The organism is Rhodoferax sp. SPJ4, from assembly GCF_058216275.1.
In genome coordinates, this window is sequence record NZ_JBYZMN010000001.1 from 927,938 (window position 1) to 947,807 (window position 19,870).

The 19,870-nt window shown below is 68.0% G+C and carries 24 protein-coding genes; 13 read left to right on the top strand and 11 right to left on the bottom strand.

Going from position 1 to position 19,870, the window contains the following annotated elements; genetic code table 11:
• Positions 1-2 precede the first annotated feature (2 nt).
• From AC4BAR_RS04635 to AC4BAR_RS04650, 4 genes are all read right to left on the bottom strand, one after another.
• Positions 3-647: an ABC transporter ATP-binding protein gene (locus AC4BAR_RS04635; protein WP_490626634.1), complete on the bottom strand. Its 645-nt coding sequence runs from the start codon at positions 645-647 to the stop codon at positions 3-5.
• Positions 644-1,579 carry a tRNA (adenosine(37)-N6)-dimethylallyltransferase MiaA gene (miaA, locus tag AC4BAR_RS04640; protein WP_490626635.1) on the bottom strand — a complete coding sequence of 312 codons (936 nt, stop codon included), beginning with the start codon at positions 1,577-1,579 and terminating at the stop codon, positions 644-646. The genes AC4BAR_RS04635 and miaA overlap by 4 nt, the downstream gene beginning before the upstream one ends.
• On the bottom strand, positions 1,576-2,844 hold the full coding sequence (locus AC4BAR_RS04645) for a multidrug effflux MFS transporter (RefSeq protein WP_490626636.1): 1,269 nt from the start codon (positions 2,842-2,844) through the stop codon (positions 1,576-1,578). The genes miaA and AC4BAR_RS04645 overlap by 4 nt, the downstream gene beginning before the upstream one ends.
• A gap of 65 nt (positions 2,845-2,909) precedes the next feature.
• Positions 2,910-3,908 carry an adenosine kinase gene (locus tag AC4BAR_RS04650; protein WP_490626637.1) on the bottom strand — a complete coding sequence of 333 codons (999 nt, stop codon included), beginning with the start codon at positions 3,906-3,908 and terminating at the stop codon, positions 2,910-2,912.
• 292 nt (positions 3,909-4,200) lie between these two features.
• Here AC4BAR_RS04650 and AC4BAR_RS04655 point away from each other — a divergent pair, with 292 nt between their 5' ends.
• From AC4BAR_RS04655 to AC4BAR_RS04675, 5 genes are all read left to right on the top strand, one after another.
• Positions 4,201-4,536, top strand: coding sequence for a hypothetical protein (locus AC4BAR_RS04655; RefSeq protein WP_490626638.1), 336 nt, complete (start codon positions 4,201-4,203; stop codon positions 4,534-4,536).
• A gap of 94 nt (positions 4,537-4,630) precedes the next feature.
• Complete coding sequence (locus AC4BAR_RS04660; protein ID WP_490626639.1) at positions 4,631-4,912, top strand: copper-binding protein; 282 nt, start codon at positions 4,631-4,633, stop codon at positions 4,910-4,912.
• A complete protein-coding gene (locus AC4BAR_RS04665) occupies positions 4,909-5,559 on the top strand; it encodes a hypothetical protein (protein WP_490626640.1) in 651 nt (216 codons plus the stop codon). Before AC4BAR_RS04660 ends, AC4BAR_RS04665 begins: the two co-directional genes overlap by 4 nt.
• A 10-nt stretch (positions 5,560-5,569) precedes the next feature.
• The gene (locus tag AC4BAR_RS04670) at positions 5,570-5,896 is read left to right on the top strand and encodes a heavy-metal-associated domain-containing protein (protein WP_490626641.1); all 327 of its coding nucleotides are present in this window, start codon (positions 5,570-5,572) and stop codon (positions 5,894-5,896) included.
• Positions 5,893-6,288: a hypothetical protein gene (locus tag AC4BAR_RS04675; protein ID WP_490626642.1), complete on the top strand. Its 396-nt coding sequence runs from the start codon at positions 5,893-5,895 to the stop codon at positions 6,286-6,288. Before AC4BAR_RS04670 ends, AC4BAR_RS04675 begins: the two co-directional genes overlap by 4 nt.
• Before the next feature lie 91 nt (positions 6,289-6,379).
• On the opposite strand, the gene AC4BAR_RS04680 is transcribed toward AC4BAR_RS04675, so the two are convergent.
• The 3 genes from AC4BAR_RS04680 to AC4BAR_RS04690 all read right to left on the bottom strand — a co-directional run bounded on the left by AC4BAR_RS04680 (position 6,380) and on the right by AC4BAR_RS04690 (position 8,709).
• Positions 6,380-6,814 carry a BLUF domain-containing protein gene (locus AC4BAR_RS04680; RefSeq protein ID WP_490626643.1) on the bottom strand — a complete coding sequence of 145 codons (435 nt, stop codon included), beginning with the start codon at positions 6,812-6,814 and terminating at the stop codon, positions 6,380-6,382.
• Between the two features lie 431 nt (positions 6,815-7,245).
• The gene (locus tag AC4BAR_RS04685) at positions 7,246-7,638 is read right to left on the bottom strand and encodes a DUF4149 domain-containing protein (RefSeq protein WP_490626644.1); all 393 of its coding nucleotides are present in this window, start codon (positions 7,636-7,638) and stop codon (positions 7,246-7,248) included.
• Between the two features lie 42 nt (positions 7,639-7,680).
• On the bottom strand, positions 7,681-8,709 hold the full coding sequence (locus tag AC4BAR_RS04690) for a MerR family transcriptional regulator (protein ID WP_490626645.1): 1,029 nt from the start codon (positions 8,707-8,709) through the stop codon (positions 7,681-7,683).
• Positions 8,710-8,806: 97 nt separating this feature from the next.
• Here AC4BAR_RS04690 and AC4BAR_RS04695 point away from each other — a divergent pair, with 97 nt between their 5' ends.
• From AC4BAR_RS04695 to AC4BAR_RS04715, 5 genes are all read left to right on the top strand, one after another.
• Positions 8,807-9,196 (top strand): thiol-disulfide oxidoreductase DCC family protein, encoded by a 390-nt coding sequence (locus tag AC4BAR_RS04695; protein WP_490626646.1) that lies wholly within the window; start codon positions 8,807-8,809, stop codon positions 9,194-9,196.
• Positions 9,197-9,299: 103 nt separating this feature from the next.
• A complete protein-coding gene (locus AC4BAR_RS04700) occupies positions 9,300-9,602 on the top strand; it encodes a high-potential iron-sulfur protein (RefSeq protein WP_490626647.1) in 303 nt (100 codons plus the stop codon).
• A 104-nt stretch (positions 9,603-9,706) separates the two neighbouring features.
• Positions 9,707-10,207, top strand: coding sequence for a demethoxyubiquinone hydroxylase family protein (locus tag AC4BAR_RS04705; RefSeq protein ID WP_490626648.1), 501 nt, complete (start codon positions 9,707-9,709; stop codon positions 10,205-10,207).
• A gap of 11 nt (positions 10,208-10,218) precedes the next feature.
• Positions 10,219-10,956 (top strand): bifunctional 2-polyprenyl-6-hydroxyphenol methylase/3-demethylubiquinol 3-O-methyltransferase UbiG, encoded by a 738-nt coding sequence (gene ubiG, locus AC4BAR_RS04710; RefSeq protein ID WP_490626649.1) that lies wholly within the window; start codon positions 10,219-10,221, stop codon positions 10,954-10,956.
• Positions 10,957-10,966: 10 nt separating this feature from the next.
• Positions 10,967-12,157 carry an FAD-binding domain-containing protein gene (locus AC4BAR_RS04715; protein ID WP_490626650.1) on the top strand — a complete coding sequence of 397 codons (1,191 nt, stop codon included), beginning with the start codon at positions 10,967-10,969 and terminating at the stop codon, positions 12,155-12,157.
• A 69-nt stretch (positions 12,158-12,226) separates the two neighbouring features.
• Here the strand turns inward: AC4BAR_RS04715 and mutL are convergent, their stop codons facing one another.
• A complete protein-coding gene (gene mutL, locus AC4BAR_RS04720; RefSeq protein ID WP_490626651.1) occupies positions 12,227-14,116 on the bottom strand; it encodes a DNA mismatch repair endonuclease MutL in 1,890 nt (629 codons plus the stop codon).
• 37 nt (positions 14,117-14,153) lie between these two features.
• Here mutL and AC4BAR_RS04725 point away from each other — a divergent pair, with 37 nt between their 5' ends.
• From AC4BAR_RS04725 to AC4BAR_RS04735, 3 genes are all read left to right on the top strand, one after another.
• A complete protein-coding gene (locus AC4BAR_RS04725) occupies positions 14,154-14,804 on the top strand; it encodes a VTT domain-containing protein (protein WP_490627194.1) in 651 nt (216 codons plus the stop codon).
• A gap of 65 nt (positions 14,805-14,869) precedes the next feature.
• Positions 14,870-16,204, top strand: coding sequence for an aromatic ring-hydroxylating dioxygenase subunit alpha (locus AC4BAR_RS04730; protein WP_490626652.1), 1,335 nt, complete (start codon positions 14,870-14,872; stop codon positions 16,202-16,204).
• Positions 16,204-16,689 (top strand): aromatic-ring-hydroxylating dioxygenase subunit beta, encoded by a 486-nt coding sequence (locus AC4BAR_RS04735; protein WP_490626653.1) that lies wholly within the window; start codon positions 16,204-16,206, stop codon positions 16,687-16,689. The genes AC4BAR_RS04730 and AC4BAR_RS04735 overlap by 1 nt, the downstream gene beginning before the upstream one ends.
• A gap of 5 nt (positions 16,690-16,694) precedes the next feature.
• Here the strand turns inward: AC4BAR_RS04735 and AC4BAR_RS04740 are convergent, their stop codons facing one another.
• Genes AC4BAR_RS04740 through tsaE form a run of 3 tightly spaced genes read right to left on the bottom strand, consistent with a single transcriptional unit; the run spans position 16,695 to position 19,860 of the window.
• Positions 16,695-17,942, bottom strand: coding sequence for an MFS transporter (locus tag AC4BAR_RS04740; protein WP_490626654.1), 1,248 nt, complete (start codon positions 17,940-17,942; stop codon positions 16,695-16,697).
• 8 nt (positions 17,943-17,950) lie between these two features.
• Entirely contained in the window at positions 17,951-19,333 is a 1,383-nt protein-coding gene (locus AC4BAR_RS04745) for an N-acetylmuramoyl-L-alanine amidase (protein WP_490626655.1), read from the bottom strand.
• Entirely contained in the window at positions 19,330-19,860 is a 531-nt protein-coding gene (gene tsaE, locus AC4BAR_RS04750) for a tRNA (adenosine(37)-N6)-threonylcarbamoyltransferase complex ATPase subunit type 1 TsaE (protein ID WP_490626656.1), read from the bottom strand. The genes AC4BAR_RS04745 and tsaE overlap by 4 nt, the downstream gene beginning before the upstream one ends.
• Positions 19,861-19,870: the final 10 nt, after the last annotated feature.

Consider the following 19,870-nt stretch of genomic DNA (forward strand, 5'->3'; position numbering starts at 1 on the left):
GCTCAGGCAAAGCCTTGGGGTGTGAGGTGCAGCACCCGGTCGGCCCGCGCGGCGGCGGCCTCGGAGTGGGTGACCAGCACCAGCGCCGCGCCTTGCTCGCGGGTTTGTGCCAGCAGCGCGTCCATCACCCGGGCGGCGGTGGCCGGGTCGAGGTTGCCGGTGGGTTCGTCGGCCAGCAGCAGCGCCGGCCGGTGCACCAGCGCGCGGGCCATGGCCACCCGCTGCAACTGCCCGCCCGAGAGCTGCTGTGGCAGGCGCGCGCCCAGGCCGTCCAGGCCCACCGCGGCCAGCATGGCCGCCACCCGGGCGGGGTCGGGCTGGCCCAGCAGCAGCAGCGGCAGGCCCACGTTTTGCGCCACGTCCAGGTGGGGCAGCACATGGAAGGCCTGGAACACAAAACCCACGGCGCGGCGGCGCAGCAGGGCCCGGCCGTCGTCGCTGAGTGTGGCCAGGTCGGTGCCGGCCAGCGTCACCCGGCCCTCGGTCCAGTGGTCCAGCCCGGCCAGGCAGTTGAGCAGGGTGGATTTGCCCACGCCCGACTCGCCGACGATGGCCACAAACTCGCCCGCCGCCACCGCCAGGTTGACACCGCTGAACACCGCGGTGTCGCCATAACGTTTGGCCAGGCCTTGCACCTGCAGAATCATGGCCAGACCTTGGCGGCCAGCGCCAGCACCGCCGCCAGCGCATCGGGCGCGTCGCAGGCCACCACCTGACGTTGGGGCAGGCTGCGCAGCCAGGTCAGCTGGCGTTTGGCCAGCTGGCGGGTGGCGAACACACCCAGGTCGCGCAGCGCATCCAGTGGCTGTTCGCCGTCCAGCACCTGCCAGGCCTGGCGGTAGCCCACGCAGCGCATGGCCGGCAGGTCGGGTGTCAGGTCGCCGCGGGCGCGCAGGGTTCGCATTTCGGCCAGGAAGCCGGCCGCCAGCATGGCATCAAAACGCTGGGCAATGCGTTCATGCAACCAGGTCCGGTCGGTGGGCTCCAGGCTGATGTGGTGCATGGGCTCGGCGGCGGGCTTGTCGGCCTTGGCCGCGCGGTGCAGGGCCGACAGCGGCTGGCCGGTGAGGCGGTAGACCTCCAGCGCGCGGGCGATGCGCTGGCTGTCGGCCGGCGGCAGCCGGGCGGCGGTGACCGGGTCCACCTGGGCCAGCTGGGCGTGCAGCGCCGGCCAGCCTTGTTGCTGGGCCTCGGCCTCGATGGCGGCGCGCACGGCGGGGTCGGCCGCCGGCATCGCGTCCAGGCCGTCCCACAAAGCTTTGAAGTACAGCATGGTGCCGCCCACCAGCAAGGGCTGCTTGCCGCGCTGGCGGATGTCGGTGATCAAGGCGCCGGCGTCGCGGGCGAACTCGGCCGCGCTGTAGGCCTGGGTGGGGTCGCGGATGTCGATCAGGTGGTGGGGCACGGCGGCCAACTCGGCCGCGCTGGGCTTGGCGGTGCCGATGTCCATGCCGCGGTAGACCAGGGCCGAATCGACGCTGACGATTTCCACCGGGTGGCGGCTGGCCAGCGCCAGCGCAGCGGCGGTTTTCCCCGAGGCGGTGGGGCCGGTGAGGCAGATGACGGGAAGCAAACTCATGGTGTCGGTTGGGGGGGCGGCAGGCTGTGGCCATGGCGGCGCACCAGTGTCCAGGCGGCCAGCGCCAGCGCGGTGCTCCAGAACCACAGGCCCTGGGTCAGCGCGGTCACGCCCTGGTCGAGGTGGGCGCCCAGCCAGGCGCCCATGGCAAAGGCGGCCAGCATCATCAAACAGCCGTTGAGCGCCGACGCGGCACCGGCGGCCTCCGGGAAGGGGCCCACCGCACCGCTCTGGCTGCAGGGCTGGTGGATGCCATGGCCCACGGCGAACAGCGAAAACGGCAGCATCAGCGCCGGCACCGTGTGCCAGCCCAGCCAGCCGGCCAGGCCCATGCCGGTGCCACCCAGCAGCGACAGCCCGCCGGCCACCGCCACGGTGTTCACCAGGCCCAGCCGGCGCAGCAGCCAGCGGCACAGCACCGTGCCTGCGATGTAGGCCACGGCCATCCAGCCCATCACCAGGCCATAGCCGGTTTTGCTCAGGCCCAGCTGGCCAATGAAGACAAAGGACGAGGCCGCCAGAAAGGTGAACAGCCCGCAATAGGTGCAGATGGACAGCGCTGAAAACGCCCAGAAGGTGGGGTGGCCCAGGATACGTCCCCAGGTGGCCAGCAGCACCGCCGGCCGCAGCGCCTGCGGGTTGGGCTGGGGCAGCGATTCCTCAAAGCCCCAGACCACCACGGCCAGCGTGGCCACACCGAACACGGTGAGCGCGGCGAGTGCAGCACGCCAGTGCAAGGCTTCGGTCAGCAGGCCGCCCAGCGGCCCGCTGGCGCAGGCAATCACACCCAGGCCGGTGAGGGCCTTGGCCATGACCTGTGCGCCTTCGGCCGGGCGGTAGAGGTCGCGCACGATGGCGCGGGCACCCATCACGCTGGCCCCCATGGCCGCGCCCTGCACCGTGCGGCAGGCGATCAGCAGCGCCATGCTGGGCGCCAGCACGCTGGCCACCGAGGCGAGGATGTAGGCCACCAGGCCCCACAGCAGGATGGGCCGGCGGCCGAAACGGTCGGACAGCGGGCCCCAGACCAGCTGCGAGGTGCCAAAAGCCAGCAGCAGCGCGGTGAGGGTCAGCTGGGCCTGGGCCACGCCGGCGCCCAGGTTCTGGGTGAGGGCCGGCAGGGCGGGCAGGTAGAGGTCGGTGGTGACGGGCTGGATGCCCATCAGCAGCGCCAGCACGGCCACCACCCGGCCCGGCGACATGGCGTGGGCGGTGAGGGCGGGCAGGGGCGGCGGAGAGGGCGAACGGCGGGCCGGGGCAGGCATCCGTTCGAGGTTAGCAGAAGGCCTGTGCCGAAGGCGGCACCGTGGGCTTTGGCGGGCGGGCTGGCTCAGAGGCCCAGCCGGTCCTGCATCAGCGGCAGCAGCGGGGCCTGCGGGCGCGCGCCCACATGCGAGATGACCTCGGCTGCGGCCACCACACCAGCCCGGGCGCAGTCGGCCAGCTCGAAGCCCGACACCAGGCCGTACAGAAAGCCGGCGGCAAACAGGTCACCGGCGCCGGTGGTGTCCACCACCTGCACGCCGGGCTGGGCCGGCACCGCCACCTGGGTGGCGTGGTCCATCACGATAGCGCCTTTTTCGCTGCGCGTGACCACGGTGATGCGGCCCTCCTTGCGCGGCACGCGGGCCAGGGCTTCTTCCACCGTGGCCACCTGGTAGAGCGACATGATCTCGGCCTCGTTGGCGAACAGGATGTCCACCTCGTGCTGCACCAGCGCGGCGAACTCGGCGCGGTGGCGGTCCACACAAAAGGCGTCGCTCAGCGTCAGCGCCACGCGGCGGCCTGCGCCATGGGCGATGCGCATGGCCTTGCGGAAAGCATCCTTGGCGGCCGGCCGGTCCCACAGATAACCTTCGAGGTAAAGGATGCCGGCGCTGGCCACCAGCGAGTCGGACACGTCTTCGGGGCCCAGTTCCACACAGGCGCCCAGGTGGGTTTGCATGGTGCGCTGGCCGTCGGGTGTGACCAGCACCACGCACTGCGCGGTGGGCGGCTGGCGGCCACCGGGCTGGGTGTTGAAGTCCACACCCAGGGTCTGCATGTCGCGCGCAAACACACCGCCCAGCCGGTCGGGCGCCACCTTGCCGATGTAGGCGGTCTGAATGCCCAGCTCGGCCAACCCGGCCAGCGTGTTGGCAGCCGAGCCACCCGAACACTCGATGCCCGGCGGCAGGCTGGCCAGCAGCGCGGCCGCCGCATCGGCGTCCACCAGCGCCATCGCGCCCTTGTGCAGACCATGCTCGGCGAGCACGGCATCGTCGACTTGAACAAGCACGTCAACGATGGCGTTGCCGATGCCGAGGACGTCATGAAGGAGTTGGGACATGGGAAGAAGGGGGAGTGAAAGGGGGTTCGGTGCAGGATGGAAGCGGTGGTCCCGCAAAGCCTGACGATGGTACACGCAGCCTGCGTTCGGCCGCTGTGGCAGGCACGGCCGACCGCTTGCGCCCCGCGGTGGTTTGCCCGGACGCTGAATTCCATGCCATCCGGCCGACAGGGATGGGCGGGTCGGCAAGGGGGCTTCAGACCCACCCCGACCGCAACCGGTGGCGCGTGAAAACCGCACAGTGCCGGTGCGGGTCTTTGTTTCCCGATACCATTTTCCTATGGGACGTTGGTTGCTCATCCTGCTGGTCATGCTGTTGCCTCTGCGCGGTTGGAGCGCGGAGTACATGGCCATGCAGATGACCCAGGGTTCACTGAGTGTGGCAGTTTCTGGGGAGCAGGCCGCCACCATGGCCATGCCGGCCGACTGTCCCATGCTGTCGCAGCCGGCGTCGGAAACCGAGCCGTCTCCAAGCCCCTCCAAAAGCCACGTGGGTTGCCAAACATGCCAACTGTGCATGTCGCTGACCGCCCAAAACTTCTCGTCTCCCGGCCTCCAGGCCTGCGAACAGCAGGCCCCCCCGGTGTCCATCGCCGGGAGTTTCATCAGCGCCGATCTGGCGCGCTAGGTCAAGCCACCCATCCTCTGGTCCTGACAGCACAAGCACGTCCGCCCAGTGCGGATCGTTGATGGGGCCCGTGCCCCGCTGACCAAGGATTGTCATGAAACATTGGATTGCGGCCGTCTTGCTGGCCTGTACAACGTCTGTCTGGGCAGCGCCTGACTGGACGCAAGCAAGCATCGTCAAAATTGAACCCGAAAAAGCCCGGGTCACCCTCAGGCACCAGCACATCAAAAGCATTGGCATGGACGCCATGACCATGCCCTTCAAGGTGGATGAATCGCTTGTACTCGGGCCGTTCAAGGCCGGTCAGCAAGTCCGCTTCACGGTCACCCAGAAGAACCACCATCTGGTGGTTGACCGGATGGAGGCCGCCCCATGAGCCGCCGCATTCGCCACCCGCTGCTGGGCTGCCTGATGCTGTTGCTGGCCATGCCGGCCTTCAGCGGTCCCATGGGGTTCAAAGGCAGTTGGATGGCGATGGGGGACTTCGGCCCCAATTGGCAAGAGGCTTTTGTCAACCACGCACTGACGCCCCGGGACGCCATCGGTGTTTCAACGCTCTCCATGCGCTCCGACGACGAGACGCGAAGCCGGCACCTGGTGGATGTCACCTACACCCGGCTGGTGAAGCGCTGGAATCTGCCGGATGCCCAGGCCAACATCTGGTTCGTGGGTGGTTTGGGCCGCGTGACCGGCAACGACTTCTCGGGCGACAAGGCCATGGCCTCTCCCGGTGTCCAGGTGGACTACGAAACCACCCGCTTCTATGCGTCGGCAACCGCCAGGCTCTACCGGGCGGAAGGCATCAACCACGACTACGCCGCTGCTCGCCTGGGTTTCTCCTTCCATGAAGTGGACTACGACGAGACCCAGCCCTGGCTGGTGCTTGAAGTACGGCGTATGAACGGCCTGTCCGCCAAGACCGAGGTGACGCCCATGCTGCGCTTCATTCACAAGCGCTACTTTGTGGAGCTGGGAATCAACAACAGCGCCCAAGGCCGCATCAACTTTATGTACATTTTTTGAGGCTCTCACCATGAACAAATTGACCATCACTTTGGCCATCGCCCTGACCACATTGCCGTCCTTCGCCGCCACCAGCATCAAAGCCACCGTCAACGGCATGGTGTGCGCCTTCTGCGCCCAGGGCATTGAAAAGCACCTCTCCGGCATGCCCGCAACCAAGGCGGTGTATGTGGACCTGAAAAGGAAAACGGTCGCCATCGAAGCCAGGGAAGGACTGGCCTTGGACGAAAAAGCCATCACTGCAGCGATCACCGATGCCGGCTATGACGTGTTGAAACTCGAAACCGTGCAGAAGTCCGTCGAGGACATCAAGACGGAAACCAAGGGGCGCAAATGAGCGCTGACGGCATCACCGAATCACGCCGCGGCTTCTGGACCTCGGTGGCGAGCCTGTTCGCCACCTCCAGCACCTTGGTGTGCTGCGCTGTGCCGGCCTTGCTGGTGGCCCTGGGAGCGGGTGCTGCCCTGTCGTCACTGGTGGCCGTCTTCCCGCAGGTGGTCTGGCTCAGCGAGCACAAGGCGGTGGTTTTTTCCTTGGCCGGCTTGATGATGGCGGGCAGTGGCGTCTTGCAATGGCGCAACCGAAAGGCCCCTTGCCCGGTTGATCCGGCCCTGCGAGATGCCTGCCTGAGAACGCGCCGGGTGTCTTTGGGGGTGTATGCGGCCAGCGTGACCTTCTACCTCATCGGTGGCTGGTTTGCGTTTGTCCAGCCCTGGGTCAGCGACTGACCGGTGGAGGACAGCTTCGGATGTCCTCCACCGGTGTGCCGATCCGCCGACCCCTGCACAGCGCTGCAGTTGGTCGACGGGGCGACGTGACTCAGGCGGCTTTGGCCAGCGGCTCGGCCACCAACGACTCGCGGAGGTCACGCAACAACGCGATGGCGGCGGATTCCGTCAGATTGCAGGGGTCAAAGCTGTCGGACACCCCGTGTCGAAGCAGCACGGCCCGGTTCACGGCATGGGCCGCCACGAAGCCCATCGACCAGTGGCCATACTGCCGCTGCGTGATGGAAGCGAACCGGATCAGGGCGAAATCGGTGTGCCGCTGATCGGCCATCAGGCGGGGCAACAAACGCTTCAGCTGGGCGCGATCACCCTCGATGACCTGAAGGAAATACTCGTGGTTGAACACCAGCAGGCCCGTCAGGCCATGACGGGCATTGTGCTGCCGCGCTGCCAGCAGGATGTCGGTCACCGTGCTGGAATCCAAAGGCTTGGACACCTTGCTGGCATAGATCATTTCAACAAGCATGGGCGTCTTTCGGTGGCGATCGGGGAATCGATCCAATGCACATCACTGCGCGATGACAGGCACAGAAGCCCGCCACGTCAGCGGAGGGAAGGGGAACCCCCTTGTTTTCGATGGCTGCAGCAAAAAATGGACTCTGGTAAACCCGGGGGCGACCCCGAAACCGGCCAGGCCCGCACCAGGCCCCCATGAAGCGATGGCGCAGTCGCTGCGCCCACCGCCTTGTTCAGGCGCGAGCGCCCTCGCCAATCAGGGCGGCATCGGCCAGCAATTTCTGCGTCAGGGTATGACGGATGCACTGCTTTTCAGCCTGCCGGTTTCGCTGGCTCTTTTGGGCGGCCGAGCATCGGCCCAAACGCCTTTCCACGACCAGGTCTCTGAGCTCACTGGGCTGTTGCGGCGCGGCATGGCCGGCGGGTCGGATGACCTTGACCTCAGGCGAGCCGGGCCAACAGCCAGCCACTGGCGCCAATGTGGCCTAGCGTGACCAGCACCGACAGGCCGTGCAGCCACTTGAAGCGTCGCTTCAGGCCGGTGTCGGTGGCGTGGTTGATCGCCGGCATCAGCCAGTGGCGCAAGGGCAGGGTGGTGACGGCCACCACCGCCATCACAGCGGCAGACCATGGGTCGTTTGGCCACCACGACGAGGCGCCCAGCGCGGCCGTGACCATGACGAACAGGTAGAACCAGGAGAACCCCTTGCGAATGACCGCGCCGGCGGTTTGCGGTGGCAACGCGGAAAACAGCAGCGCCGCAAAGCCGAAGGCGTACAGCGTCATGCCGCCAAAGAGCAACGCAGTGATCAGAATGGCAAAGCTCAGGCTCATGGGGGAAGTGGTGTCGATGCAGGTTGGAGAAAAGCCGGCGTGTCAGCGAAGTGGCAAACCTTCATGCTGGGCCACACGTTCCAGCGCCGTCTCGAACATCGCCCGTGAGCGCCCGGCGACCTGGTGCAGGTAGGCATGCAATTGGGCATCGGCCGTGTCCCGGTTCATGCATTCCGCGCTGTAGGCTTCGAAACTGGCCAGCTGCATCAGCAGTTCCGCCACATGGCGTGGGCACTCGCACGCAAGCGACGGCGAGATGGCCGCCATGGCCGTCAAGGCCGCGTCATCAAAACGCCGAGGGGCGACGGGCTCGTCCGGGGTTTCGGCGCCCAGGGGGGATTCCGGGGTGGTCTCTGGCCTGGGGTTGTCCACCTGCAACGAGGCTTCCAGCGAGACCAGCCAGGTTCCCAGGGCCTCGTCATCGGCGGGCTCCCGAACCACTTCCACACCACGCTCGGTCCAGGCCTGGCAGGCAGCCGCGCTGGCGAACCGATAAGCGATGGCGGTCAGCCGCACCTGCCAGGCACCTTGTGCGGCCTGAAGGTCTTCTGACATCTCCGGGTGCAGGCCGGGCGACAGCCAGATCAGCACATCCGCCTTGCGCTCGGCAGCCGAGCTCGCGGCCTCGAACAGCGAATCAAAAACAGCAAGCACATGCAGCGGCCGCCCCAGGAACCGCCCCAACGCCGGGCGCTGCAGGCGGGCGGCCAAGCCCTGCCCAATCACGACCACCCGCAGCGAAGCAGCGGCGGCTGTCCTCGCGGCCCGCTGAACGGCGGGTGCGGTTGCCGCCAGCCGCGCAACCTCTTGCAAGCGCGTGGTGTCCAAACCAGCCAAGGTGCCGATGGCGTGCCCCTTCTGGGTCAGCTCACGCAACAGCAACACCCTCTCGACATCCGCTGCAGAGTACATCCGGTGCCCGGACTGCGAGCTGGCGGGACGCACGGCCTCGTACCGTTGCTCCCAAATCCGCAGGGTGGAGACCGGCATCGTTGCCATTTTCGCGACGGCTCCGCTGCGGAAAACGGGTTCCGGGGCGGTTGTCGACGATGGCGTGCTGACGGGATTCATGGTCTTTTGAGTTTGATTTGAGTTCGATATTAGCTCAATATCGATCAAAATTGACCCGTTGAGTTTAAAGTGAATTGCTTATTCATAGAATTTGGCCATGTCCAAAGCTGCTCCACCCGTGTCGCCCCGACCGGTTCTTTACTTCGACGGTGCGTGCCCCGTCTGTGCCAAAGAGATCGGCCTGTACCGGCGCCAGACCGGGGCTGAAGGCATCGACTGGGTGGACGCCGCCACCTGCGACCCCGCCGCGCTGGGTCCCGGCCTGAGCCGCGAGGCGGCATTGGCCAGGCTGCACCTGCGCCGGCCGGACGGCAGCCTGGTGAGTGGCCCAGGGGCTTTCGTCGGGCTGTGGAGCGCCTTGCCGCGATGGTCATTCCTCGCCACCCTGCTGGGCTCGAGGCCGGCGCTGTGGGCGCTGGAGTGGGGGTACCGGATTTTCCTGACCGTCCGGCAGGCCTGGCGTCAACCGCCCCGCAGCACCCCCTGAGCGCTTGACCCAGGCCATGCCCCTTTTTCGAACCCATGCCGGGCTCCCTGGCCCCCACGCAGGGGGAACCCGGCATCCCACCACAGCAAACCACAGGATCACCATGAAAACCAACCGCCGCACCTTCCTTGTCACCACGGCCGCCGGCTGCATGGCCATGGCTGCCACCGCACAAGCCCAAACCAGGCTGGATGAGAAAGACCCGCAGGCCGTGGCGTTGGGCTATGTTGCCGACGCCAGCAAGGTGGACAGCAAGAAATTCCCCAAGTTTGCCGCGGGGCAGAACTGCCAGAGCTGCGCGCTCTACCAAGGCAAAAGCGCCGATGCCGCCGGACTTTGCCCGCTGTTTGCCGGCAAGCCAGTGGCCGCCAAGGGCTGGTGCAGCGCATGGGCCAAAAAGGGCTGAGCGCCGGCGGCCAGATGACGATGACCGTGCCAGGCGAATCCACGCCCCCTCACAGCCAAGGCCTGGGGGCGCTTCATCCGCCGCCAACCTTGCCCGCTGGTGTGGTGGCCGACCTGCGCACCGACCACGCCGGGGAAACCGGTGCGGTGGGCATTTACCGCGGTGTGCTCTTCTTTTCCAGGGACGCAGCGCTCAGGCGCTTCGCGCAGCAGCACCTGGAAACCGAGCAGTTGCACCTGCGCTGCATGGAGGGCTGGCTGACGCCCGCACAGCACAGCCGATTGCTGCCGCTGTGGCGGGTGGCCGGCTGGCTCACCGGCGCCTTGCCGGCCCTGGCGGGGCCGCGGTCGGTCTATGCCACGATCGCGGCGGTCGAGCGCTTTGTCGACCTTCACTACGCCGAGCAGATCCTGCGCTTGCGCGACCAACCCGCCCTGCAGGCGCTGCGGCGGGACTTGGAAACCTGCCAGGCCGATGAAATTTCCCACCGTGACGAGGCCCTCGCGGCACAAGGCGCGGCCCCGCCCGGCTTGTGGCTGCGGGCCTGGGCATGGCTGGTGGGCGCCGGCTCCAGGGCGGCGGTTGGCGTCTGCCGGCACCTCTGAAGGCGCAAACCATGACAGCCATTGCCTCCGAGATCGACCGCTTCGACCGGCTGAGTTCGACCTGGTGGGACCCTGCCGGGCCGATGCGCCCCCTGCACGTGGTCAACGAACTGCGGCTTTTCCACCTGGTGAACCGGATCAACGCCCACTTTGGCTACCGCCCGATGGCCGAGCTTCGTGTGCTGGATGTGGGTTGTGGCGCCGGGCTGTTGTCCGAGCCCCTGGCCCGGGCGGGCGCCCATGTGGTGGGCGTCGATGCCTCCAGTGGCAATCTGGCCGCGGCCCGGCGCCACGCCGAAGCGCAGGGTGTGGCCGTGGATTACCGCCATGGCGAGCCCGCCCAGGTGCTGGGACCGGCAGAATCGTTTGACGTGGTGCTGGCCCTCGAGGTGGTGGAGCATGTGGACGACGTGCCGGGGTTTGTGGCCACCTTGGCCCATGCCGTGGCGCCCGGTGGGCTGCTGGTCATGTCCACCATCGACCGGACCTGGCGGAGCTTCCTGTTCGCCATCGTCGGCGCCGAGTACCTGCTGCGGGTGTTGCCGCGCGGAACCCACCAGTGGCAACGGTTTGTCAGGCCGGCCGAGCTGGATGCCGCAGCAAACCCGCATGGCCTGCGCCGCCTCGACCTGCGTGGCATGCGTTACCACCCGCTGTCACACCGCGCCACATGGTGTGCCGACACCCGTGTGAACTACCTGGCCACCTACGCGCGCCCAGGTGCATCCCCGCGCCCCAATGCCGACTGAGCGCTTCTTCATGACCCCCCTGGACCTTTTCCCGGCCGAGCGCGCAGAGGCGCTGTCACGCATTGCGGCGATACAGCCTGGAAGCTATGCCCGCAGCCGCAATCACATCGAGGGGGCTGTCACACGCCTGTCGCCCTACATCACCCACGGCCTGGTGTCCCTCCCCGAACTGCTTGCCATGGTGGCGGCCCATCACCGCCTGGATGTCGAGCACAAGCTGGTGTACGAACTGGGCTGGCGAGCCTATTTCCGCCATGTCTGGCAGCACCGTGGCGACGGCATCCTGCAATCCTTTCACGACGGCCCACTGCCCGACACGGCCTACACACCGACCCTGCCCGAGGACATCCGGCAGGCTCGCACGGGTGTGCCGGTGATCGACCAGGCGGTGCACACGCTGTACACCACGGGCTACCTGCACAACCACGCCCGCATGTGGCTGGCGAGTTACACGGTGCACCTGCGCAAGGTGTACTGGCGTACAGGGGCGGACTGGATGTTGGCCCACCTGCTCGATGGCGACCTCGCGAGCAACCACCTCAGCTGGCAATGGGTGGCGGGCACGGCCAGTCACAAGCCCTACCTGTTCAACGCCGACAACGTGGCCCGTTACGCGCCGGTGCCCTGGCACAGCCCGGGCACCGTGATCGACACCTCCTACGAGCGCCTGGACGCCATCGCCCGAAGCCCGCGTGCGGTGGTGACGCCGTCGGCCGACGAAGGCATCAATGAGCCCGCCCTGTTGCACCGACCGCCGCAGGTGCAAGCGCCGGAGGCCTTGCAAGCCAAAGACCGTGATGTCTGGCTGGTGCACCCCTGGGCCCTGAACGAGGTGCCAGACGACCTGCCCAGCGCTTGCCTGGTGCTGGGTTGGTGGCCTGCGGTATTCCACGCAACCCGACCCTGGAGCGCCGCCAGATGGGACTTCGTGGGCCGCCGCATGGCCACATTGGCACCGGTCGCCTGGTATTCAGACGGCCAGGCGCTCGACCAGGCGCTGGCGCAGGCCCGGTCGGTGCAAACGGTGGCCGACCCCCATGTCGATGCCTTGTTGCCGCGCCGGGTGGAACGGCGACCGGCCGCGTTGCTGTTTCCTTCGGTGAGCCGGGAGTGTGCGTCGTTTTCCGCCTGGTGGCGCCAAGCGACCCGCGGAATCAATGGCGTGTCCGACCTGCTGACAGACCCGTCGGTGAAGCGGTGATGGTCACAGGGACCTGCGCGAACGCCCCCAGCCGTTGCGACCTGCCGGCCTTGGGCGGCTCAGGGCCGCTCACCGACCCCGCAAAAACAAGGCATCCAGCTCCTTCAGGCTGATCTGTCGCCAGGTCGGTCGGCCATGGTTGCATTGGTCGGAGCGTTCGGTCTGTTCCATCTGGCGCAGCAGGCCGTCCATCTCGGCCAGCGTGAGCCGGCGGTTGGCGCGCACGGCGCCGTGGCAGGCCATGGTGGCCAGCAGCTCGTTGCGGGCGCGCTCCAGCACGGCGCTGCCGTCCACCTGGGCCAGCTCGGCCAGCACGCTGCGCGCCAGCTCCACTGCGTCGCCTTGCACCAGCGCGCTGGGCACGGCGCGCACCGCCAGGGTCTTGGGCGAGAAGGGCGTGACCTCCATGCCCAGCTGGGCCAGCGTGTCGGCATGGGCCTCGGCGGTGGCCACCTCTTGCGGCGTGGCGGCAAAGGTGGTGGGGATCAGCAGCGGCTGGCTGGCCATGGCGCGCTCGCTGGCCTGGTCCAGCTGCGTTTTGAGCCGCTCGTAGACGATGCGCTCGTGGGCGGCGTGGGTGTCCACAATCACCAGGCCCTGGGCGTTTTCGGCCAGGATGTAGACGCCTTGTAATTGCGCCAGCGCCCGGCCCAGCGGCAGCTCGTCGCCGGTGGCGGGCAGGGCGGCGTGGGGTGGCGTCAGCGGGGCTGCGGTGAGCGGTGGCAGGGTTTCAGCCACCCAGGGCGTGAAGCTGGTGGCGTCGACGTCGGTGGCGCGGGTCTGCGGCCACATGGCCTCGGCGTCGCCGCGCGGTGACGCGGCAAAACGCATGGCGTCTTGCCGCCAGGGGGTGGTGCGGGGCCAGCCGGTGTCGGCGGCGGGTGTGGGCATGTCCAGCGCCGGTTGCGTGTCGGCTGCCGGCACCGCAGCCGCCAGCCCGGCCCGCGGGGTGGCCAGCGCGTTCTCCACCGCGTGGCGCACCGCCTGGTGCACCTCGCGGCTGTCGCGAAACCGCACCTCGATCTTGGTGGGGTGCACGTTCACGTCGACCCGGGTCGGGTCCACGCTGACGTAGAGCGCAAACACCGGCTGTTTCTGGCCGTGCAGCACGTCGTCGAAGGCGCTGCGGGCGGCGTGGCTCAGCACCTTGTCGCGCACAAAGCGGCCGTTGACGTAGGCAAACTGCTGGTCGGAGCGGGTGCGGGCCGCGTCGGGAATGCCGGCCCGGCCATGCACGGTGACGCCGCCCGCCGCATGGTGCACCTTGACGCTGCGGGCCAGCCAGTCGGCGCCCAGCACATCGGCCAGCCTCTGGTCCAGCGCGTCGTCGCCGCTGCGGGCCCGCCACTGCTCCACCAGCTTGCCCTCGTGCCACACCGCAAAGCCCACCTCGGGCCGCACCAGCGCATGGCGTCGCACCGACTCAATGCAATGGGCCAGCTCGGTGGCGTCGGTCTTCAGAAACTTGCGCCGCGCCGGTGTGCGGAAAAACAGCTCCTTGACCTCCACCGTGGTGCCGATGGCGCGGGCGGCCGGCCGCAGCTCGCCGCTCTGGCCGTCGAGCAAAAAGGCGCTGGGCGCATCCGCGGTGCGCGACAGCAGCGACACCTCGGACACCGAATGGATAGCGGCCAGGGCCTCGCCGCGGAAACCCATGGTGCCCACCGACTCCAGGTCATGCAGGCTGGTGATCTTGCTGGTGGCGTGGCGGCGCAGCGCCAGCGCCATGTCTTCGCGCGGGATGCCGGCGCCGTCGTCTTCCACCGCGATCAGCCGCACACCGCCGGCCAGCAGCCGCAGGGTGACCTGGCGGGCGCCGGCGTCGAGCGCGTTGTCCACCAGTTCGCGCACCACCGAGGCCGGGCGTTCGACCACCTCGCCAGCGGCAATCTGGCTGATGAGTTCGTCGGGGAGTTCGCGGATGGCGCGCCGGGGCGCGGGAGAGGGCAGGTCTGTCACGGGGGAATTCTATGCCGCACCGATAATGCGCCGCATGATGGATTTGCTGATGACGCTGATGGACCTGATCGTCCATGTGGACAAGCACCTGGAGGTGTTTGTCAACCAGTACGGCGCCTGGGTGTATGTGTTGCTGTTTCTGATTGTTTTCACCGAAACCGGGGTGGTGGTGATGCCCTTTTTGCCGGGCGATTCGCTGCTGTTCATTGTGGGCACGCTGGCCGGCGCCGGCCTGCTGAGTTTGCCGCTGGCCTGTGTGGTGCTGTGGGCGGCGGCGGTGCTGGGCGACCAGTGCAACTACGCCATCGGCCGCTACTTTGGCCCCAAGGTTTTCCAGTGGGAGCAGTCGCGCTTTTTCAACAAGCGTGCCTTCAACCAGGCCCATGCGTTTTACGAACGCTATGGCGGCATCACCATCGTGCTGGCCCGCTTCATGCCGTTCATCCGCACCTTTGCGCCCTTTGTGGCCGGCGTGGCCGAGATGAACCGCGCCCGCTTCACCGCGTTCAACCTCGGTGGGGCCTTGCTGTGGGTGGGTGGCCTCTGTGGCGCGGGCTATCTGTTCGGCAACACCCTGTGGGTGCACGAGAACCTGAGCCGCATCATCTGGGCCATGATCATCATCCCCGGCATCGTGGTGGCGGTGGGGGCCTTGCGGGCCCGCAAACAGGGCGGCAGCCAGGTCTGACCCCGCGGGGCCCCGCGGCGGCGTATGATTTTCCTGAAGCCCTGACCCGGCCAGGAGACGCCCCCATGAACGCCCCCCACACCCTGTCGCGCTGGACTGCCGAGGGTTCCAGCCGCGTGCCCTTCTGGGCCTACACCGATGCCCAGGTCTACCAGCGCGAGCTGGACCGCATCTTCTACGGCGCGCACTGGAACTACGTGGGCCTGGAGGTGGAGATTCCCAAGGTGGGCGACTACAAGCTGGCCTGGATAGGCGAGCGCCAGGTGATTCTGGTGCGCGACCGCGTCGCGCCGGCCGAGCGCGCCACCGACGCCGGCGTCCGGGTGGTGGAAAACCGCTGCGCCCACCGCGGCGTGCGCTTTTGCCAGAAGACCCAGGGCAACGCCCGCAGCTTTGTCTGCCCCTACCACCAGTGGACCTACAAGCTCAATGGCGACCTGGCCGGCCTGCCGTTCAAGGACGGCCTGAAAGAAGGCGAGACGGTGCAAGGCGGCATGCCGGCCGGCTTTGACGTCAAAGACCATGGCCTGACCAAGCTGCGGGTGGCCACGCTGCACGGCCTGGTGTTTGCCAGCTTCAGCGCCGAGGTCGAGCCACTGGCCGACTACCTCGGGCCCCAGGTGCTGCCCTGGCTGAACCGCATCTTCCAGGGCCGGCCGCTGACGCTGCTGGGCTATAACCGCCAGCGCATTCCAGGCAACTGGAAGCTGATGATGGAAAACATCAAAGATCCCTACCACCCCGGCTTGCTGCACACCTGGTTTGTCACCTTCGGCCTGTGGCGGGCCGACCAGAAAAGCCGCATGGTGATGGACGCCCATGGCCGCCACGCGGTGATGGTGTCGCGCCGCAACGAGGGTGGCCAGAACGCGGCCGCCACCGCCGCCGTCACCGCCGGCGTGACCTCGTTCAAGGCCGGCATGGCGCTGCAGGACAACCGCCTGCTCGACGTCGTGACCGAGCCCTGGTGGACCATGGACGACCCCGCCCATCCGGGCCAGGCCATCACCCCCACGGTGACCATGCTGACGCTGTTTCCCGGCCTCATCGTGCAGCAGCAGGTGAACTCGCTCAGCACAAGGCAAATCATCCCGCGCGGTGTGGACAGCTTCGACTTTGTCTGGACCCATTTCGGCTTTGCCGACGACACGCCGGAGATGACACGGCGCCGGCTGCGCCAGGCCAATCTGTTCGGCCCGGCCGGCTTCGTCAGTGCCGACGACGGCGAGGTGATCGAGTTCAGCCAGAACGGTTTCACGCAGACCACCGGCCATGGCCGCGACCAGGGCGAAACCCTGTGTGAGCTGGGCGGCACCGGCACCGAGGGCGCCGAGCACATGGTGACCGAAACCTTGATCCGCTCGATGTACGCCTACTGGCGCCAGGTGATGGGCGAGTGATGGACGCCACGCTGGACACGCTGCTGCTGCAGCACCGCATCGACCGCCTCAACGCCGACTGCGCCGCCGCGCTGGACGAGCAGCGTTTTGACGACTGGCCGAACTTCTTCGTGGCCGACGGCCGCTACACCGTCCAGGCCCGCGAGAACTTCGACCGTGGCCTGCCGCTGGCGCTGATCGACCTCGAAAGCCATGCCATGATGCGCGACCGGGTCTACGGCGTCACCCAGACCATCTACCACGGGCCCTACTACACCCGCCATGTGCTGAGCCCGGCGCGGCTGCTGGGCCAGGCCGAGGGCGTGATCGAGGCGCAAACCCATTACGCGGTGTTTCGCACCCGGCCAGCCGGCATCAGCGAGGTCTACAACGTGGGGCGCTACATCGACACCCTGGTCGACACGCCCGAGGGCCTGCGCTTCCAGAGCCGCCGCTGCGTGTACGACAGCGAGATGGTGCTGAACTCGCTGATCTACCCCATCTGAGCGCTTCAGCGTCGGGGTCGGCGTGGGCTGTCCAGCCAGGCCGCGCGCCAAAAAAAAACCACCGAGCACAGCACCAGCGTGTCCACCGCCAGCAGTGCCTGGGTGAAGGGCTGGTCCACCCCTTGGTCGGTGAGCCAGTCCACACCCAGCCCCACCGCCAGGCTGCCGCCGGCCAGCGCCACCAGGTTCACGCACAGCATCACAAAACCCACCATGGTGGCCCGCATGGTGATGGGGGTCAGGTCCAGCACATGGGCGGTGACGGCGCCGTAAATCGCCATCGGCAAAAAGAACTTGGCCGCCATGCCCAGGTAGAACAGCGGTGAGCTGGGTGGCAGGGCCAGAAACACCAGCGCCAGCGGGCCACACACCAGCACCAGGCCCGCCACCAGGCCGAACACGCCGCCGGCCAGGCGGGGCGCCAGCCACACCGCCAGCAGGCTGCCGGCCACCGCGCCCAGGCAGCCACACAGCAGCAGCATGGCTCCGGTCAGCCGGGCGATGTCGGCCGCGGCAAAGCCGCGCTCGTTGACCAGCCAAAGCTGGCTGAAAGACAGGCTGACAAAACCAAAATTCGCCAGCACCAGGCCCACCACCACATGGCGCAGCCGGCCGTCCTGGCGCAGCACGGTCAGCAACTCCAGCAACTGCGGCCCGAAATGGCGGCCGGTGGCCATGGAGCCGCGGAAGCCCCGCGAGTCTTTGGCCAGGGCCAGCGGCAGCGCGGCCAGCATGCCCACCAGGCCCAGGCCTTCCAGCGTGGCCCGCCAGCCCTGGCCGGCGGTGGCGCCGGCCAGCAGCAGGGCGCCGCCCACCCCCAGCGGCAGGCCAGCAAAGTACAGGCCCATGGCCAGGGTGCGGCGCCGCTGCTCGAACAGCTCGCTGATCAGCGACAGCGCGGCCGGGATCAGCGCCGCCGCGCCACTGGCCACCAGAAAGCGCCCGGCCACCATCTGGCCGTAGTCCATCGCGTGGGCGCTGGCCCAGGTGGCGGCACTCCACAGAAACAGCCCCGCCACGATGACCCGGGTGCGGCTGTAGCGGTCGGCCAGCGTGCCGAGAAACAGCGCCATGAAGCCAAAGCTCAGCACCCAGGCAAAACCCACCAGAAAACCGAATTGGGCCGTGCCCAGACCCAGGTCCTGCAGGATTTGCGGCGAAAACCCGACCAGGATGGAGCGGTCGATCTGCGACAGCACATGCAAGACCATCAACACCAGCAGGGCCCACAGCGGGTGGTTTTTCCAATGCATGGGGGAGATTAAAGCTCCCGGCTGCGGGCCAGTGGCGGGTTTTTCGCGAAATAGCCCAGGATGCCGCGCATCACCGCGTCGGCCAGCTGCTCCTGGTAGGCGTCGCTGGTCAACAAGACCTCTTCCTCGGGGTTGCTGATGAAGGCGGTTTCCACCAGCACGCTGGGGATGTCGGGGGCTTTGAGCACCGCAAAGCCGGCCTGTTCCACCCGGGGCTTGTGCAGCTTGCCCACCTGGCCGATCTCGCCCAGCAGCGCACCGCCCAGCTTCAGGCTGTCCTTGATCTGCGCGGTGGTGCTCATGTCCAGCAGCGCGCGCTGCACCTCCTGGTCGCGCACCCGGCCGAGGTTGACGCCACCCACCAGGTCGGCCTTGTTTTCCTTGTTGGCCATCCAGCGCGCCGCGCTGCTCGAGGCGCCACCCTCGCTCAGCGCAAACACGCTGGCGCCGCGCGCCTCCGGGGTGAAGAAGGCGTCGGCATGCAGGCTGACAAACAGGTCGGCCCGCACCCGCTGGGCTTTTTGCACCCGCACCTGCAGCGGCACAAAGAAGTCGGCGTCGCGGGTCAGAAAGGCGCGCAGGCTGTTGCCGTTGACGCTGCTGGCGTTGATGCGGTCGCGCAGCAAATGGGCGATGCGCAGCACCACGTCCTTTTCGCGGGTGCCGCCCGGGCCCACCGCGCCGGGGTCTTCACCGCCATGGCCGGGATCGAGTGCGATGACGATGATGCGGTCGGTGCGCGGCGGCGCGGTGGAGGTGATCTTGGCCAGTGGGCCGGGCGCAGGCACAGGGGCCACCGGCGCGGCGGGGCGTCGGCCCTGCTGGGCGATCAGCTCACCCAGCGGGTCGGCGCCGGGCCGGGCGGGCTTGGCCACCGCGTCGGCGGCGGCCTGGGCCGCGCCCTGGGCCTGCTGACGGTCGCGCAGGCGCTCGGTGATCAAGGCCTCCAGCGGGTCCGGCGTCTGGGTGGGGTAGAGGTCCAGCACCAGCCGGTGCTGGTAACTGGCAATCGGTGGCAGGCTGAACACCTGGGGCAGGGCGGGCTGCTTCAGGTCCAGCACCAGCCGCACCACGCCGGGCGCGAACTGGCCCACCCGCACGCCGGCAATGAAGGGGTCGTCCGACTTGACCCGGCCCACCAGCTCGCGCAGCGCCGGGTTCAACTCGATGCCAGTGATGTCCACCGCCAGCCGCGGCGGCGAGGGCACAAACAGCGGCGTGGCCTGCAGCAGGCCGTCGGACTCGATGGTCACGCGGGTGTAGTCGTCGGCCGGCCAGACCCGCACCTCGACGATGCTGGCGCCCCAGGCCAGCTGGCCGCTGCCCAGCAGCAACAGCAGGCTGCTGCCTTGCAACAGACGGCGGCGGGCGAGGTTGGGCGGCTGCTTCATGCCGGCAACCCCTGCAACAGCGCAGCCCCCAGGGCGGTGCGGGCCTGCAATGTCACCGTGCGGGTCTCGTGGGCATCGGTGGCGATGTGCAGCGCCAGGTCGGCGGTGGGCAGCAGGCCGGTGGCCTTGTCGGGCCATTCGGCGAGCTTCAGGCCGGGGCTGGCGAACAGGTCGCGAAAGCCGGCGTCTTCCCATTCCTGCGGGTCGTTGAAGCGGTAGAAGTCAAAGTGCCAGACCGCCAGCGGCCCGTCGGCGGTACGGGCCTCGTGCGGCTCCACCACCGCGTAGGTCGGGCTTTTGATGCGGCCCGACACCCCCAGAGCGCGCAGCAGGTGGCGCACCAGCGTGGTCTTGCCAGCGCCCAGATCACCCACCAGTTCGACATAGGCCTGGCGGATGCCGGGCTGGGCGGCCAGGGCCTGGGCAAAGGCCTGGGTGTCGGCCTCGCTGCGCCAGACCAGGGCGCGGGAGGCCCCTTCAGCGGGGGGGCTTCCTACAATCGGCGGGTGACTTTCGACAGATCGCAACTGCTTCCTC